Consider the following 15,998-nt stretch of genomic DNA (forward strand, 5'->3'; position numbering starts at 1 on the left):
TTTCTAAAATTATTTTCGAATTTGTTTACCTTTATTTACCAATTGATTATTTAAATGTTCTATTTTTTGGTTTAAATCCTTAACTTCTTGATTCTTTTTTCTTTTCAACTGATTATACTTGCTATTTTGTTTGAATGTATTAATCGTCGATAATAAGAAATTAATAATCATTCCCAAAAGAATGGAGATAAACAGTAATAAAACAAGTGGGATGTTAACAACTGAAAATCCAAAATGAATTGAGACGGTACCCATATTTAAAAGTGCAAATATAGCAATTAAAATCAATAAAATAATCAAAGTAATCATTTGAATTTGTCGTTTCATTGTTTATTCCTCCGATCTTTTATTTTTATCAAACGGAATTTCATAGATATCAAAATCATTAACAACTTTCGTATTTGGGAAGATTTTCTTGGCTTGATTTTGTAATAAATAAGATTGTTTTCCAGTATACCTCGATGAAATGTGGGTTAAAAATAATTGCTTTACATCAGCATTCTTAGCTAATTGAGCTGCCTGAACATTAGTAGAATGGTAATAATTATGCGCCAAATTAGCCTCATTTTTACCAAACGTACTTTCATGAACAAGTACATCTGCATCTTTAGCCAATTTATATGAATGTGGTGATTTCCGGGTATCCCCTAAAATAGCAATAATTCGTCCCTTTTGAGCATGACCAACATAATTCTTACCATCAATCATTCTGCCATCATCCAATTTAATAGTTTTGCCAGCTTTAATTTTGCCATAAGCAGGTCCTGATGGAATATTATCCTGACGTAATTTATCTACCAATAGTTCCCCCGGATGATCACGTTCGATAATTCGATACCCAAAACATTTAATATTATGGCTTAAAGTATCCGCATATACGATAAATTTATCGTTATCGACAATTTTACCTGGATTAGTAAGTTCAACGTAGTTAATATGATAGGCTAATCTCGTTTGAGAAACTCTTAAACTAACCTTAACAAAATCCTTGATTCCTTTAGGACCATAAATTGTTAAAGGTGTATTACCACCTTGAAAAGAACGGCTGCTTAATAAACCTGGTAATCCAAAAATATGATCGCCATGAAGATGAGTAATGAAAATCTTATTAATTTTCCTAGGTTTTAAGCTTGAATTAAGGATTTGCTGTTGAGTTCCTTCACCAACATCAAACAACCAAACGGAATTACACTCATCTAATAAACGCAATGCAGTACAAGCTACATTACGAAACTTACCAGGAACACCGGAGCCAGTCCCTAAAAATTCTAATTTCATATTTAAAATCTTTCCTTTACCATATAATCTCAAAAAATTGTAACTGAATTAATTTTACCATATAGTAGAATTAAGTTCAGACGTAGGAGGAAGCATTTTGAAAAAGACGATATTTACAATTTTATTAATCGGTATCCTTTTAACCGGTTGTGGCCAAGAAAAACAATCATCAACCACCATAAATAATAATTCATCAAATTCAAATCATCAGCATTCAAGTTGGAATCATTCAAATATTAAAACTAATGAATCAGATCAAAGTAAACAAAAGCAAAGTAATTTCGATCATTATCACTATCAAGTCCCAAAATCATACCGTTCTAATCATGAATACATTAAAAATGGTAATTTGAAGCATGTTGGTGAATTTAGTTTTGATCAATTTGGTACGAAAGAAAAACTCGATCGCATTAGTAATATTAACCAATCAATTAATAGTGGCAAAATAAAGTACACAATTAAATCGATTCATTTGTTTAAAAATAAAGCCCACAACAAAGAAGCATTAGATGCTGTTAAACAAGTTTTTAATCTGAATCAAATTTCATCAACGTATGATACAATCCAATTGAAATTTAATGTTACTAATCGTTCAGATCAAACCGTTAATTTAAATGGGATTAAATTAATTCAAATTAATCATGACCAAACGCTGTCTTCAAATCAACAGTTAAATGATGAAAGTGCTGGACAAACATTACAGCCACATCAATCTAAATCCATGTTTGCAATGGGGCTGATTAATAATTATAATTTTAAGCATTTGAAATTACTCCAAATTCAATTTAACGGAGTCTATAACCAACATGGCAAGTTGATTGATCCACCTTCTAGAACAATTAATATCAACTATTAAATTAAAAAATAGCCTATCAAAAGATAGGTTATTTTTTAATCTTTAAATATATTTTTAGCAATTAGTGAAGTAAATTTTCGATTTCCTAAGGGATTAGGATGAACATGGTCATCCCAGAAATACTCAGGATGATTATAACTATATTGATACCAATTAATGACATGAACATTCGGATGCGTTTTAGCAGCGTGGTTAATCGTCTCATTAACTTGTTGCTCCCAATTTCTAGTTGGAACGTGGCAATTGATCCAATAAACATTCCGCTTTGATCCAATTACACTCAATGTTTGATTAATTTGAGCAGACGTCATTGGACTATTGGTTCCCAAATTAATTATGATATTTTTAGACAATTCATTTCGCTGTTTTAGTTGATTTAAAACGCCCGATGCTTGCCAAATTTGTCTTCCAACAGCTGCTGAAATATAAGCATTTGGAAAAACATTATGAAGATCATCAGAACTATCAGCTAAAATTGAATCCCCAATTGCAGTTACTTGATAATTATGAGCAAGCAAAATTTGTTTTTTTGTTAACTGATAATACTTTTTTGTTTGTTGTTGTTTATTAGTCAGCGGCTGATCTAAATTAATTGATGGGGAAACAGAATGCTGCTTTTTCAATACCCTTTGATTATTAGCCTTCATTGCTAATTGATTACTATGAATATTACGCTGTAATCTTTGCGAACTATTAATTTGATGATCTGGTGAAGTAGCAGCACCAAACATGGAAATTAAAACAATTAAAAGAATTGGAATTAGCCATAATCGTTTTAACCCATAAATAGAATGTTGATTAAATAAATTTTTAAAGAATTGACCGATATTTCGATAATCATAATGACGAAGCGGCTGTTCAATGTAACGATATGATAATTCACTAATAACCATAATTAAAATAGCCTCTACAGCTGCGTTTATAATTGGATGTTCACCAATATTAACAATTTTGGATTCATAAAAAATCATGACAGGAAATTGGTATAAATAAATGCCATAACTTCTAGTTCCCATCCAATGAAATAATGGATTGGTTAACAATCGATTAATATCAGCACCGGGATGCGCACAAGTTGCAACTAAAATAGTAGCAAAAAATGAAACAATAAACATTCCGCCATAATAAGTAAAATCACTCTGCCCGGATAAAAAGAAGCACATAATTATTAGGACGATAATTGAAAGAATCCCCGCGCCATCTAACAAATAACGTTGGGATTTGCTAATAATCCGTGGTAATTTTGTAATCGGCCAAATCATTGCTAGTGCAACACCAAAAACAATGGAATACAATCTTGTATCCGTCCCATAATAAACACGATCAACATTATGAGTGAAGAAGTATATCCCTGCCATTAAAAGTCCAGAAGCACAAATAATTGATATCAAAACGTAAAAAATTCGACGTCGATTTCTTAAAAGCATGATCATAACAAATAATACAACTGGCCAAATTAAATAGTACTGCCCTTCAATTGATAATGACCAAAGATGGACAAATGGTGATTCACCTTGAAAACGATCAAAATAATTTTGGCCATGTAGAATTTCCCACCAATTATAAACATACGTTAAATTGGTAAGAATAATTGATCTTAAATACCCCATCATTGAACGTTCGAAAATTGTAATATATGCAGCAGTAGTTAATACCATTGTAACTAACGCCGGATACAGACGCCGCATTCTTCTAAAATAAAAACTTAAAATATTAATACTACCATTTTGTTGCCATTCTTGAAGTAGCAAATCAGTAATTAAATAACCAGAAACGGTGAAAAAAATAGGAACCCCTAGATATCCACCCTGCAGTTTATATGGTAAAAGATGATAAATAATAACGGCTAATACACCTAATGCCCTAATACCATCAAATCCAGTAATATAACGACTGTGTTTTAAACGCTTATGTTGTTTTAATTCCATTTGAAACATATTCCCCAATCACTAGTCAACGTAAGTAAAAGTAAAATCTAAAATTGAAACATTATCCCCATCTTTAGCACCAGCATCTCTTAAGGCTTTATCAACACCCATCCCATGCAATTGTCTTGCAAAACGGAGCATACTTTGATGGTGGGCCGTGTCTGTCATTTGGAATAATTTTTCAATTTTATGACCGGACAAAATCCAATTACCATTTTCATCACGATTAATTTGAAATGGTTTTTCTTCTTTAAATGTGTATTTAACATTCTTTTGATTGGATTGTTTTTCTTGATGGGCAGGAAATTTTGGAGTTTGATCTAATAATTTAACCGTCTGGTGAATTAAATCCAATAATCCATCGTGAGTAATAGAAGAAATCGGAATTATCTTTCGATCAGATACTTTAGATTTGAATTTAGCTAAATTATCATTTGAATTTGGCATATCCATTTTAGTTGCAACGATAATTTGAGGACGTTTCATTAAATCTGGATCATAATCTTTGAGTTCCTTATTAATTGTCAAATAATCATGGTATGGATCACGACCTTCGACTCCACTCATATCAATCAAATGAAGTAATACCCTGGTTCTTTCAATGTGCCTAAGGAATTGAAAACCAAGTCCAATCCCTTGTGATGCACCCTTAATTAATCCAGGCATGTCGGCAATCACAAAATCACTGCCATCCCTTAATCTAACCATTCCTAGGTTAGGGATTAAAGTTGTAAAATGATATCCAGCAATTTTAGGCTTAGCAGTTGTGATTGTGGATAGCAAAGTTGATTTTCCAACTGATGGAAAGCCAACGAGGCCAACGTCTGCTAATAATTTTAATTCAAGACGAACATTCTTTTCTTCACCAGGTTCACCATTTTCAGCAATTTCAGGTGCCGTGTTCTTAGCACTCGCAAAATGAACATTACCACGGCCACCACGGCCACCCTTAGCGGCAGTATATGAATCACCAGGATGAGTCAAATCACATAGAATTTGATTGTTAGATTCGCCGTAAATCGTTGTCCCTTCAGGAACATCAATAATGGTATCCTCTGCACTTCTACCTGTCATTTTTTTATTACCGCCATTACCGCCGCTAGCAGCTTTAATTTTACGACGATATCTTAAATCCATTAATGTACTAAGGCCAGAATTAACTTTAAAAATAACGTTACCGCCACGGCCACCGTCACCACCGGCTGGTCCTCCGTTGGGAACGAATTTTTCGCGACGGAATGCGACGGCACCATTACCGCCTTTTCCAGCCTTAATTGAAATTTTAACTTGATCTACAAACATTTTATTCCTCACTTATTTTTTAATTTACTTATTATTAATTTTTTGAACCTACTTTTGGATGGTCCAATGTAAACTTAATTGTTTGAGCAGTCGTCTTAGATATTCCAAGATTTCTTAAATCATCAATTTGGGCATTTGCAATATGTTTAATTGAACCAAACTTTCTAAGAAGTTTATTCCGGGTCTTGGGTCCAACCCCATGAATATTATCTAATCGAGAGTTAATCGAACTTTTGGTGTGAACATGATGATGATAATTAATAACAAATCGATGGACCTCATCTTGAACCCTTTGAACAAGATAAAATGCTTGGCTCTTAGGATTCAGATTTACATGATGATCATATGCACCATAAAGTAAATCAGCAGTTTTATGCTTATCATTCTTTACCATTCCAGCAACTGGAATGTGTAAGTCTAATTCATTAATCAAAACATCTTTAACTGCATTCATTTGAATGACGCCACCATCCATCAAAATTAAATCTGGCATTGATTTATGTTCTTTTAGCAATCTTGAATATCTTCTTCTAATAACTTCCCTTGTACTTGCTGCTTCATCAGCATGATGAACAGTTCTTAATTTATACTTTCGATACAATTTATGATTAGGTTTTCCGTCAACGAAAACCACCATTGCTGAAACTAAATCGGCACCTTGAATATCAGAATGATCAAACGCTTCGATTCGATGACCAGGCTTAATGTTCAATTTATCCGTCAATTCTTTCATAGCACCCTTAGTTTTTCTATTATCCAATTCAATTAACCTAAATTTTTCCTTTAAAGTCAATTCAGCGTTTTTGGCAGCCATTTGAATCAATGCATGTTTTTGCCCTCTTTGCGGCGTTCTAACTGGAACATGCAACAACTTACTAATGACATCACATGGCAGTTGTTTTGGTACCAAAATTTCCTTAGGAAGTGGTTGATTCCTTTTCTGATAAAATTGGACAATAAAGTTAACCATTTCTTCTTCTGGTGAATTAAGAATGGGAAATAACTTCTTAACCCGTTTCATTAAACGAGCTTGCCTTAGATAAAAGATTTGAATTGAAAGCCATCCTTTATCCATATAATAATTAAAAATATCTCTTGGAACATAATCTTTAGAAATAATTTTCTGCTTTTCAACGGTTGCTTCAATATAATGTAATTGGTCACGGACTTCAGCCGCCCTTTCAAATTCAAGCTTGTCAGCAGCTTTTTCCATTCTTTTCGATAACATTCTTTTAGCAATTGAAACATCACCATTTAAGAATGACTTAATTTTTTTAATTTGCTTATCGTATTCAGATCTAGGAACCGTTTTGAAACATGCTCCTAAACATTGACCCATATGATAATATAGGCACGGTCTCCCTTGATAACCATGGCAACGTCTTAGTGGATATACTTTTTGTAAAAAATTAACCGTTTCATCGGCAGCATAGACATTTGGATATGGGCCAAAATAGTAGCCGCCATCTTTTTTATAGCTATTAACAATCATAATTCTTGGATCACGTTCATTCGTAATTTTAATATATGGATAACCGTTATGGCCCTGCTTTAATTGAATATTAAAATATGGACGGTACTTTTGAATCAACGTAATTTCTAATAAAAATGATTCTTTATCAGTTGATGTAAAAATAGTTTCAAAATCAGCAACTTCTGATACCATTTTAGCCGTTTTACCAGTATGACTACTTTTAAAATAAGAACGAACACGGTGTTTTAAATTTTTAGATTTACCAACATAAATAATTTTTCCGTTAATATTTTTCATTTCATAACATCCTGGCAAATCGGGCAATAATTTTAATTTATGTTCAATATGTGATGAGGCCATGCATTCACCTCCTAAAATAATATCATCTATTTATTAATATAACTATATTATAACGCATTCTGAAATAGAACAACTTTGTTTTTAAATATTATGACAAACGAATGTATATTTGGTATCATGATTGTTGATTAAGGAGATGATTTTAATGGGATTAATCGTTAATAATCAAAATAATCTAGATAAAATGCTTAACAATTTAGCCAAATTTAAACCGGATGATGGTAAAAAGAAAAATAATGGCAAGCAGAAGAAAGATAACAAGAAAGCAAAAAAATAAAGGATAATAAATTAGTCATATAACAAAATCGTTATATGACTTTTTTATTTATTAACTATCATTAATTATTTTTAATGATGATATTTATGACTTAAACGGTTAATATTGTTTTCACCAACATCTTCGAACGGAATGTTTTCCCATTGTGCAATCTGGGATAGGTACCATAAAACGTCTCCCATTTTACGGATTAATTCTGCTCGATCAAGATTTTGACCATCAAAAGTATATTGTTTAATTAAATTTGCAACTTGTCCACTTTTGCTAGATAATCCTAAAGCGCAATTGGTTAATATTTGCTCCTGACCTTTTAAAGTGCTGTTAGCTTTTTTTTGATATTCATTTAAATTCATTAATCCATCACGACCCCACTTTGTTGTTGAATCCAATTCCAAATTTGATCCTTTCCAGAACGAGTTTTGGCAGAAAATAAAACTAACTGATCATCATTTAAACCCATCGTTTTTTTAATCAAACTTTTGCTTTTATTCCAATGACTTTTTTTAATTTTATCCATTTTAGTAGCAACAATCAATGTTGGAATTTGATAGTATTCTAAAAATGCTTTCATTTGAATGTCAGTCTGGGTTGGTTTATGACGACCATCAATTAAATTAATTGCTCCATCTAACTGGTTTCTTTGAGTCAAATAGGTTTCAATCATTGTTGCCCATTTTTCACGTTCCATTTTGGACACCCGTGCAAAGCCATATCCAGGAATATCAACAAAATAAATTTTATTTTCAACGTTATAAAAATTCAAAGTTTGGGTTTTACCAGGTTGGTTAGAAGTATGCGCATAATTTTTACGATTGACTAATACATTTGTGAGTGAGGATTTTCCAACATTAGAACGTCCAACCAATGCAATTTCAGGATGGTTAGAACGCGGATATTGTTTTGGTTCTACCGCACTAATTTCTAGATTAACATTATTAATATTAACTGCCAAATCATTTCATCTACCTTTTAGAATTTTATTCTAACACAAAATAAAAGGAGCAAATTCAAAAAAATGCTCCCTCGTACAATCTATTTCAAAATTAATTTTGGTTCTTGATGTTTAGTAATCGTTTCGGGTTCAATTACAACTTCTGAAACGTCATCACGGTTTGGCAAATTAAACATAACATCACGCATTGAGTCTTCCATAATTGATCGAAGCCCCCTTGCACCTGTTTTTCGCTTAATTGCTAATTTGGCAATTTCTTTTAATGCTTCTGGTTCAAATTTTAATTCAGCACCATCAAGTTCAATTAATTTTTCGTACTGTTTAACCAAAGCGTTCTTAGGTTCAGTTAGAACACGAACCAGATCATGTGCATCTAACTTATTCAAAGCAGTCAAAATTGGTAATCTTCCAATAAATTCAGGAATCAATCCAAATTCTTTTAAATCAGAAGGGATTACATATTGCATTATATCCTTATCATTTAATTTGGTGATTTCTGATGAATCAGTTCCAAATCCAATGGTCTTATTTCCCATTCGATTTTTAACAATATCTTGGATTCCATCAAATGCACCACCAACAATGAATAAAATGTTAGAGGTATCAATTTGAATGAACTTTTGCCTAGGGTTCTTTCGCCCACCCTGTGGCGGAACATTTGCAATCGTTCCTTCTAAAATTTTAAGTAGTGATTGTTGAACACCTTCGCCTGAAACGTCACGGGTGATTGATACATTATCTGATTTTTTGGCAATCTTATCAATTTCATCAATGTAGATAATGCCTTTTTCAGCACGTTTAACATCATAATCAGCGTTTTGAATTAATTTTAGCAAGATATTTTCAACATCTTCACCAACATATCCAGCCTGGGTTAACGAAGTAGCATCAGCAATTGCAAACGGTACATTTAACAATTTAGCTAATGTTTGAGCAATATAAGTTTTTCCTGAACCAGTTGGTCCAATCATAGCAATATTACTCTTCTGTAATTCAACGTCTCCCGGTTTTTTATTAAGCATTTGGTGAACACGCATATAATGATTATAAACAGCAACAGCTAGCGTTTTTTTGGCTTCATCTTGTCCGATTACGTATTGATTCAATTTACTAACAATTTGAGATGGGGTTAAAACATTGACGCCCTTTTCAGACTGTTCTTCTGCCAATTCTTCATCAACAATTCTTTTACATAAATCAATACATTCATTACAAATATAAACTCCTGGTCCAGCTACAATTTTTTTAACTTGATCCTGAGTTTTCCCGCAAAATGAACAAGTAATGGGGCCGTTACCATTTACATTGCCACTATTGTTTTGAAACATATTTAATTACACCCCTTATTATTTAACCGAATTAACTAGTCAAATGAAATATATCACATTTTATAATAATCATAAAATACTTTGTTTTAAACCAAAAATAAAAGCCTAATTAAAATTAATTAGGCTTTTAAATAAAAACAAAATAGTAATTTTATCTTAGATTACTTACTGCTTTTACTAGTTTTAGAAGTTGACTTAGAGCTCTTTAATTGGCTCTTAGGAACTTGTTTTGCGTTATCAGTAACTAACTTAACGGCCTTTTGAATTGAAATATCATGTTTCAACATATCATCAGTTAAAGCACCCTTAACAGCACTTTCTTTCATGCCATATTGTTTAGCAAGGTTTTTAACTTCATCATTCATTTCTTTGTCAGTTGGTTTGATATTTGCATCTTTAACAATTGCTTCTAAAACAAGGTTGGTCTTAACACGACGACTTGCCCCGTCTTGGAATTGTTTCTTTAAGTCAGCTTGAGTAGTTCCAGTTAACTTAAAGTAAGTACTAGCATTAATCCCTTGTTGTTGCATATTTGCTAAATACTGATCCATTTGACGTTGAACGTCTTGATCAACCATTGGTTTAGGAATTTCTTTAACCTCGGCATTGTCAACAGCTGCATTAATCGCTTCATCCTCAACAGTATTCTTAGCCTTAGTTTCTTTTTGTTCCTTTAATTGTTTCTTGGTTTTATCTTTCAATTCATCTAAGCTATCAACGTCTTCGTCGACATCCTTAGCAAATTCATCATCTAATTTAGGTAATTGTTTTTCTTTAATTTCATGAACAGTTACTTTAAAAGTTGCTTCCTTATTTTGTAACTTCTTAGCTTGATAATTCTTAGGGAAAGTAACTTTGACATCAACATGATCCCCAGCTTTATGACCAATTAATTGATCTTCAAAACCTGGAATAAATGAATTAGAACCTAATTCAAGTGAGTAGTTATTGGCTTTACCGCCCTCAAAAGGTTTGCCGTCAACGTAACCATCAAAATCAATGACAACTGTATCACCCTTAGCAGCAGGCTTATCCTTTTTCAAAACTAATTCAGCTTGTGACTTACGTTTACGATCGATTGATTCGTCAACATCTTTCTTGTAAACGCGAGTATTTTGTTTCAATACCTTCAAGCCTTTGTAAGCGCCTAATTTAACATCAGGCTTAACAGTTACATTAGCTTCTAATACCCATGGCTTACCCTTATCTAATGATTTAACATTAACTGAAGGTTGAGCGACTGGTTCGATTTTAGTTTCTTTTAATGCATCACTATATACTTGTGGAAGCATAATATTTAAAGCATCTTGGTATAATGCTTCTTCACCGTACATTTCATCAAAAATATGACGAGAAACCTTACCTTTTCTAAAACCAGGTAGGCTAATATTTTTTTTATTTTTATTGAAGGCTCTATCTAGTCCTTCTTTAACTTGATCTGTGCTTAATTCAAAGGTTAATGTACCTTGAGTAGCACCTTTCTTTTCCCATTTTGCAGACATTATATTCCCTCCGAGATGAAAATATATTTTTTATTTACAATTTATCTACCAATTGCACATAAAACTATTTTAACGTATGGTATTTAAAAAGTAAATCTTTTTAATAAGAAAGTAAATCCCTCTTAATTAATATGTATAAAAAGGATTCGGAAAAATTCCGAATCCCTTTTAAATTTGTATTATGACAAAGATTATTTAACAATCTTAGTAATAACACCGGCACCAACGGTATGACCACCTTCACGGATGGTAAATCTAGTACCTTCTTCAATGGCAACTGGCTTAGTTAATTCAACATTGAATTTAGCGTTATCACCAGGCATTACCATTTCAGTTCCCTTTTCTAATTCAACAACACCGGTAACATCAGTGGTATGGAAGTAGAATTGAGGACGGTAATTTGAGAAGAATGGAGTATGACGTCCACCTTCTTCTTTCTTTAATGCATAAACTTGACCTTCAAACTTAGTATGGGTCTTAATTGAACCTGGGGCAGCAAGAACTTGACCACGTACAACTTGGTCACGGTTAATACCACGAAGTAAAATACCAACGTTATCTCCAGCTTCACCAAGATCTAAGGTCTTATGGAACATTTCTAAACCAGTAACAGTTGATTTAAGAATATCAGGAACTAAACCAACAATTTCAACTGGATCACCAATCTTAACTGTACCACGATCAATACGACCAGAAGCAACAGTTCCACGACCAGTAATTGAGAATACATCTTCAACTGGCATTAAGAATGGTTTCTTATCATCACGAACTGGAGTTGGAATGTATTCATCAACAATGTCCATTAACTTTAAGATAACCTTTTGTTGTTCTTTATCGCCTTGTAATGCTTTAAGAGCAGAACCACGAACGACTGGAACATCATCACCAGGGTAATCGTATTCTGAAAGTAATTCACGTACTTCCATTTCAACTAAGTCAACTAATTCTGGATCATCAACTTGATCAGTCTTATTAATAAATACAACGATGTATTTAACACCAACCTGGCGAGCAAGTAAAATATGTTCACGGGTTTGTGGCATAGGACCATCGGTTGCTGCTACAACTAAAATTGCACCATCCATTTGAGCAGCACCAGTAATCATGTTCTTAACGTAATCCGCATGACCTGGGGCATCAATATGTGCATAGTGACGACGTTTAGTTTCGTATTCAACATGGGCAGTATTAATAGTAATACCACGTTCACGTTCTTCTGGAGCAGCATCAATATCAGCATAACTTTCAGAATCAGCTAAGCCTTCTTCAGATAATACTTTTGTAATAGCTGCAGTTAAAGTAGTCTTACCATGATCAATATGGCCAATAGTACCAATATTTACATGGGGCTTTGTTCTTTCATAATGTTCTTTTGCCATTAATGAAAACCTCCTGTTAAAATTCATAAAAATAGCACCAGAAGTATTTCTTCTCAATGCATCTTTACAATTATTATACTACATCTCTTTGAAAATACAAAATGATATTCCAAAGGACAATTCCTATATCATTATATATACTGTAATTTTATTTGTAAATACTAACGAGTTAATTTATTAATGATTTGGTCTAATTTTTTCTGCTGACGCCAAATTTCAACTTCCAATTTGGTTTTAAAATTAAATTGTTGATCATTAAACAAAGAATCAGTTATTTTAAACCACAATTTAGCACTGTTAATTTTCCTATCATTATATGGATAAAGAATCAGTAATTGCATGTTAAAAAGATTATTCAATCTAAATGTCATCATTGGATCATCATGACCATAATGACTATCAACAATTTTTGACAACTGCAAATATGATTTAGTTTCAAAAAGTGGTTTTAAATTAGACGGGTTAATTAAATGCCGTTGATGATCAATCCATAAAAATTCAATCTGCTCATTTAAATCAATCTTTCTTAAAATATCAAAAATACTGATTCTCATGATGGGATTTAAAAATGGATTAGTTAATAGGTACTTACAAGCAAAAACAAATTGATGTAATGGCAGTTTAAGTGCTTTTTCTAATTCATTTTTCTGAAAAGGTAATTTTTGATTCACAATTGAGCAAAAAGATTTAACCAATTCATTAATTGTTGATGAATGTTTTTTACTATAATTATTTTCATAATCAACAATTTGTTTTAAATTATCTCGTTTTAAAGTTTCAATATTTACAGAAACTGTGATTTCACGTGCTTTAATAAAAGAAGCATTTTTCAATAAAACTAAAATCATAAAGTTGAAATCATCAACTGAATTAGTATAACTATCAGGCATTTCCAACAAATTTTTTTCAGCTTGTCGGTATTTTTTCAGATGAAACAAGGATTTAACAATTAAATGATTGATTTTTAAATTTGAATGATCTAAATCAATTGTTTTTAACTTATCAATTGCACTTTGATATTTATGATATTGGTAATCATCATAAGCTGAAATATAAATTCGTTTATTTTCAGTAATGTTATTATCACCCAATGATAAAATCATTCCCTATTATTTATTATGGATAAATTTTTTCTTCTTCATATTTTTACGATGATGTTGATTAATTTCCATGATAACCGGCAAAATAACCGGATGTGATTGGGTTTTCTTAAATAAATAAGAATTTAATTTTTCTCGAACTGATTGTTTCAGATGACCCCAATCAAATTCCTCATTATCAAGATTTTTTTGAACCGTATTATAAACCAATTTGGAACATTCATTCATTAAATTTTTATGTGTTTTAACATAAATATAACCACGTGATGTCAGCTTAGGTTTAGCAACAACTTGACGTTTTTTACGGTCAATTGTTATAACAGCAATAAAAATTCCGTCTTCAGAAAGGACTTTACGATCCCTTAACACAATATTACCAATGTCACCAACGCCAATTCCATCAATCATAACACTTCCAGCTTTAACAGCCGTACCACGATACATTTTATGATTTTCAGAATTATATTCAATCACATCGCCTTTATTGGGAATAAAAATATGATTTTTTGGAATACCAACACTTTCAGCTAATTTAGCATGTGCATTTAACATCCTATATTCCCCTTGAACCGGAATAAAGAATTTTGGTTTCATTAAATTAAGCATTAACTGTAAATCATTTTGACTCGCATTTTCAGAAGAATTTAAATCATCAGATATCATTTTTACATGGGCGTTAGCACGATAAATCATATCCTTAGTCTTAGCAACATTGGTTTCCATTGCATGTGATGGAGTTGTTGCAATTAAGACTAAATCATTTTCTCGAATGTTAATATGGCGATTTTGTTGGTTAGCCATTCGTTGAATTGCATTAATAGGTTCACCCATTTTACCAGTTTGTAAAATAACAATTTGTGAAGGTTTTAATTTATTCATTGAACGAATTGAATGTAAAATGATGTTTTCATCTGGCAAATGCAATTGATGCAGATCCGTTGCAATTTTAACGATTTTATTTAAATCATGGCCAGCTAAATAAACTTTTCTATGCGATTGATATGCCGCATTAAATATTTGTTGAATTCTTAAAATATTATAAGCGACACTGGCAACTATAATTCGATCATCGGTATATTGAAAAGTATCAGTAATATATGAACTAATTTTATTCTCACTAACACTTTCATAGGGATTTTCAGCATTGCTTGAATCACTTAGTAATGCTAAAACACCCTTTCTTCCAATATCACTTAATGATGAAAAATCCGTTCGATAACCCTTTTGGGCAGTCTGATCAAATTTAAAATCGCCAGTATAGACAATTTGACCTTCCTTAGTTGATAAAACAATTCCCATTGATTCAGGGATAGAGTGGGTTGTTTTAAAGAAGCTGACTGTAACATCATTATTGAATATAATTTCGCTATTTTCATTAATAACGTTAAATTTATCAAACGATTTAGTTTCTTTATGCTGATTAATTTCCATTTTGGCTAACTCAATTGTTAATTTAGATCCAAAAACGGGAACATCAAAATCACGCAAGAAATATGGAAGTGCACCAATTGCTTCAGAATGACCATGTGACAAAAATACCCCCACAATTTTATCTTTCTTGCTCTCCAAATAAGTAAAATCTGGAATTACTAAGTCAATTCCTAACATTTCATTATCTGGATATCTAAGTCCGCAATCTAAAATATAAATATATCCACTAACTTCAACGGCATACATATTCTCGCCATTTTCTCGAACACCGCCAAGTGGAATGATTTTAATATTACTTTTCATTACTCCACCTCAAATTTATAATTAATTTTTTCTTTTCATTACGTCCAATCAAAGTTAATTATAGTGTACCATATTTTATTAAGATAACGAACAGTCAATATAAAACAAAGGGATAATTTCCTATCAATAAATTTACGGGTATCTTCTCTTATTTTAAGCAAAACAAAAAACGAGATTACCAAAATAGTAATCCCGTTAATAATCATGTCAGAATAAAGAATTAACGACGTAATCCTAAACTCTTGATTAATTTTCTGTATTGAACAACATCCTTATTTCTTAAATAAGCTAATAAGTTACGACGATGACCAATTTTCTTCATTAAGCCACGTTGTGAATGATGATCCTTCTTATGGGTCTTCATATGTTGGTTAATTTCATTAATGTCAGCAGTTAATACGGCAACTTGAACTTCAGTAGAGCCAGTGTCGCCTTCGTGTTGAGCATACTTTTTAATAATTGAATCTTTATTTGCTTGTGTTAAAGCCATTTAAATTCCCACCTTTCTAAATAAAAATCGCCATGAAC

15 protein-coding genes are annotated in these 15,998 nt (G+C 31.9%); 2 read left to right on the top strand and 13 right to left on the bottom strand.

Annotated elements, in window-relative coordinates:
- Window positions 1–9: 9 nt before the first annotated feature.
- Both WR164_RS04875 and rnz read right to left on the bottom strand, forming a co-directional pair.
- Window positions 10–327, bottom strand: a complete 318-nt coding sequence (locus tag WR164_RS04875) for a LapA family protein (protein WP_286136433.1) — start codon at window positions 325–327, stop codon at window positions 10–12.
- A gap of 3 nt (window positions 328–330) precedes the next feature.
- Window positions 331–1,278: a ribonuclease Z gene (rnz, locus tag WR164_RS04880; protein WP_286136434.1), complete on the bottom strand. Its 948-nt coding sequence runs from the start codon at window positions 1,276–1,278 to the stop codon at window positions 331–333.
- A 97-nt stretch (window positions 1,279–1,375) separates the two neighbouring features.
- Between rnz and WR164_RS04885 the strand changes: the two genes are divergently transcribed.
- Window positions 1,376–2,134 carry a hypothetical protein gene (locus WR164_RS04885; protein WP_286136435.1) on the top strand — a complete coding sequence of 253 codons (759 nt, stop codon included), beginning with the start codon at window positions 1,376–1,378 and terminating at the stop codon, window positions 2,132–2,134.
- Window positions 2,135–2,169: 35 nt separating this feature from the next.
- Here the strand turns inward: WR164_RS04885 and WR164_RS04890 are convergent, their stop codons facing one another.
- Genes WR164_RS04890 through uvrC form a run of 3 tightly spaced genes read right to left on the bottom strand, consistent with a single transcriptional unit; the run spans window position 2,170 to window position 7,198 of the window.
- Complete coding sequence (locus WR164_RS04890; protein WP_286136436.1) at window positions 2,170–4,062, bottom strand: acyltransferase family protein; 1,893 nt, start codon at window positions 4,060–4,062, stop codon at window positions 2,170–2,172.
- A 21-nt stretch (window positions 4,063–4,083) separates the two neighbouring features.
- On the bottom strand, window positions 4,084–5,364 hold the full coding sequence (gene obgE, locus WR164_RS04895; RefSeq protein WP_286136437.1) for a GTPase ObgE: 1,281 nt from the start codon (window positions 5,362–5,364) through the stop codon (window positions 4,084–4,086).
- A 34-nt stretch (window positions 5,365–5,398) separates the two neighbouring features.
- A complete protein-coding gene (gene uvrC / locus WR164_RS04900) occupies window positions 5,399–7,198 on the bottom strand; it encodes an excinuclease ABC subunit UvrC (protein ID WP_286136438.1) in 1,800 nt (599 codons plus the stop codon).
- 145 nt (window positions 7,199–7,343) lie between these two features.
- Between uvrC and WR164_RS04905 the strand changes: the two genes are divergently transcribed.
- Entirely contained in the window at window positions 7,344–7,475 is a 132-nt protein-coding gene (locus WR164_RS04905; RefSeq protein WP_286136439.1) for an SPJ_0845 family protein, read from the top strand.
- 71 nt (window positions 7,476–7,546) lie between these two features.
- On the opposite strand, the gene WR164_RS04910 is transcribed toward WR164_RS04905, so the two are convergent.
- The 8 genes from WR164_RS04910 to rpsO form a co-directional block, all read right to left on the bottom strand.
- Window positions 7,547–7,828, bottom strand: coding sequence for a nucleoside triphosphate pyrophosphohydrolase family protein (locus WR164_RS04910; RefSeq protein WP_286136440.1), 282 nt, complete (start codon window positions 7,826–7,828; stop codon window positions 7,547–7,549).
- A complete protein-coding gene (yihA, locus tag WR164_RS04915; RefSeq protein ID WP_286136441.1) occupies window positions 7,828–8,427 on the bottom strand; it encodes a ribosome biogenesis GTP-binding protein YihA/YsxC in 600 nt (199 codons plus the stop codon). Before yihA ends, WR164_RS04910 begins: the two co-directional genes overlap by 1 nt.
- 80 nt (window positions 8,428–8,507) lie before the next feature.
- Window positions 8,508–9,755 (bottom strand): ATP-dependent Clp protease ATP-binding subunit ClpX, encoded by a 1,248-nt coding sequence (gene clpX, locus WR164_RS04920; protein WP_286136442.1) that lies wholly within the window; start codon window positions 9,753–9,755, stop codon window positions 8,508–8,510.
- 161 nt (window positions 9,756–9,916) lie between these two features.
- Window positions 9,917–11,257 (bottom strand): trigger factor, encoded by a 1,341-nt coding sequence (gene tig, locus WR164_RS04925; protein ID WP_286136443.1) that lies wholly within the window; start codon window positions 11,255–11,257, stop codon window positions 9,917–9,919.
- Between the two features lie 191 nt (window positions 11,258–11,448).
- Entirely contained in the window at window positions 11,449–12,636 is a 1,188-nt protein-coding gene (gene tuf, locus WR164_RS04930) for an elongation factor Tu (RefSeq protein WP_286136444.1), read from the bottom strand.
- 161 nt (window positions 12,637–12,797) lie between these two features.
- On the bottom strand, window positions 12,798–13,727 hold the full coding sequence (locus tag WR164_RS04935) for a hypothetical protein (RefSeq protein ID WP_286136445.1): 930 nt from the start codon (window positions 13,725–13,727) through the stop codon (window positions 12,798–12,800).
- An 18-nt stretch (window positions 13,728–13,745) separates the two neighbouring features.
- On the bottom strand, window positions 13,746–15,470 hold the full coding sequence (locus WR164_RS04940) for a ribonuclease J (protein WP_286136446.1): 1,725 nt from the start codon (window positions 15,468–15,470) through the stop codon (window positions 13,746–13,748).
- 220 nt (window positions 15,471–15,690) lie between these two features.
- Window positions 15,691–15,960 (bottom strand): 30S ribosomal protein S15, encoded by a 270-nt coding sequence (rpsO, locus tag WR164_RS04945; protein WP_286136447.1) that lies wholly within the window; start codon window positions 15,958–15,960, stop codon window positions 15,691–15,693.
- Between the last annotated feature and the right edge of the window lie 38 nt (window positions 15,961–15,998).

The sequence above is a fragment of the Philodulcilactobacillus myokonensis genome (assembly GCF_027923585.1).
Lineage (GTDB): Bacteria > Bacillota > Bacilli > Lactobacillales > Lactobacillaceae > Philodulcilactobacillus > Philodulcilactobacillus myokonensis.

Excerpts from the sequence above, each read along its gene's own strand:
- WR164_RS04890 (WP_286136436.1), bottom strand. The coding sequence starts at position 4,062 with ATGGAATTAAAACAACATAAGCGTTTAAAACACAGTCGTTATATTACT.
- WR164_RS04940 (WP_286136446.1), bottom strand. The coding sequence starts at position 15,470 with ATGAAAAGTAATATTAAAATCATTCCACTTGGCGGTGTTCGAGAAAAT.
- tuf (WP_286136444.1), bottom strand. The coding sequence starts at position 12,636 with ATGGCAAAAGAACATTATGAAAGAACAAAGCCCCATGTAAATATTGGT.
- WR164_RS04875 (WP_286136433.1), bottom strand. The coding sequence starts at position 327 with ATGAAACGACAAATTCAAATGATTACTTTGATTATTTTATTGATTTTA.
- uvrC (WP_286136438.1), bottom strand. The coding sequence starts at position 7,198 with ATGGCCTCATCACATATTGAACATAAATTAAAATTATTGCCCGATTTG.
- WR164_RS04910 (WP_286136440.1), bottom strand. The coding sequence starts at position 7,828 with ATGAATTTAAATGAATATCAAAAAAAAGCTAACAGCACTTTAAAAGGT.
- rnz (WP_286136434.1), bottom strand. The coding sequence starts at position 1,278 with ATGAAATTAGAATTTTTAGGGACTGGCTCCGGTGTTCCTGGTAAGTTT.
- clpX (WP_286136442.1), bottom strand. The coding sequence starts at position 9,755 with ATGTTTCAAAACAATAGTGGCAATGTAAATGGTAACGGCCCCATTACT.
- rpsO (WP_286136447.1), bottom strand. The coding sequence starts at position 15,960 with ATGGCTTTAACACAAGCAAATAAAGATTCAATTATTAAAAAGTATGCT.
- obgE (WP_286136437.1), bottom strand. The coding sequence starts at position 5,364 with ATGTTTGTAGATCAAGTTAAAATTTCAATTAAGGCTGGAAAAGGCGGT.
- WR164_RS04905 (WP_286136439.1), top strand. The coding sequence starts at position 7,344 with ATGGGATTAATCGTTAATAATCAAAATAATCTAGATAAAATGCTTAAC.
- tig (WP_286136443.1), bottom strand. The coding sequence starts at position 11,257 with ATGTCTGCAAAATGGGAAAAGAAAGGTGCTACTCAAGGTACATTAACC.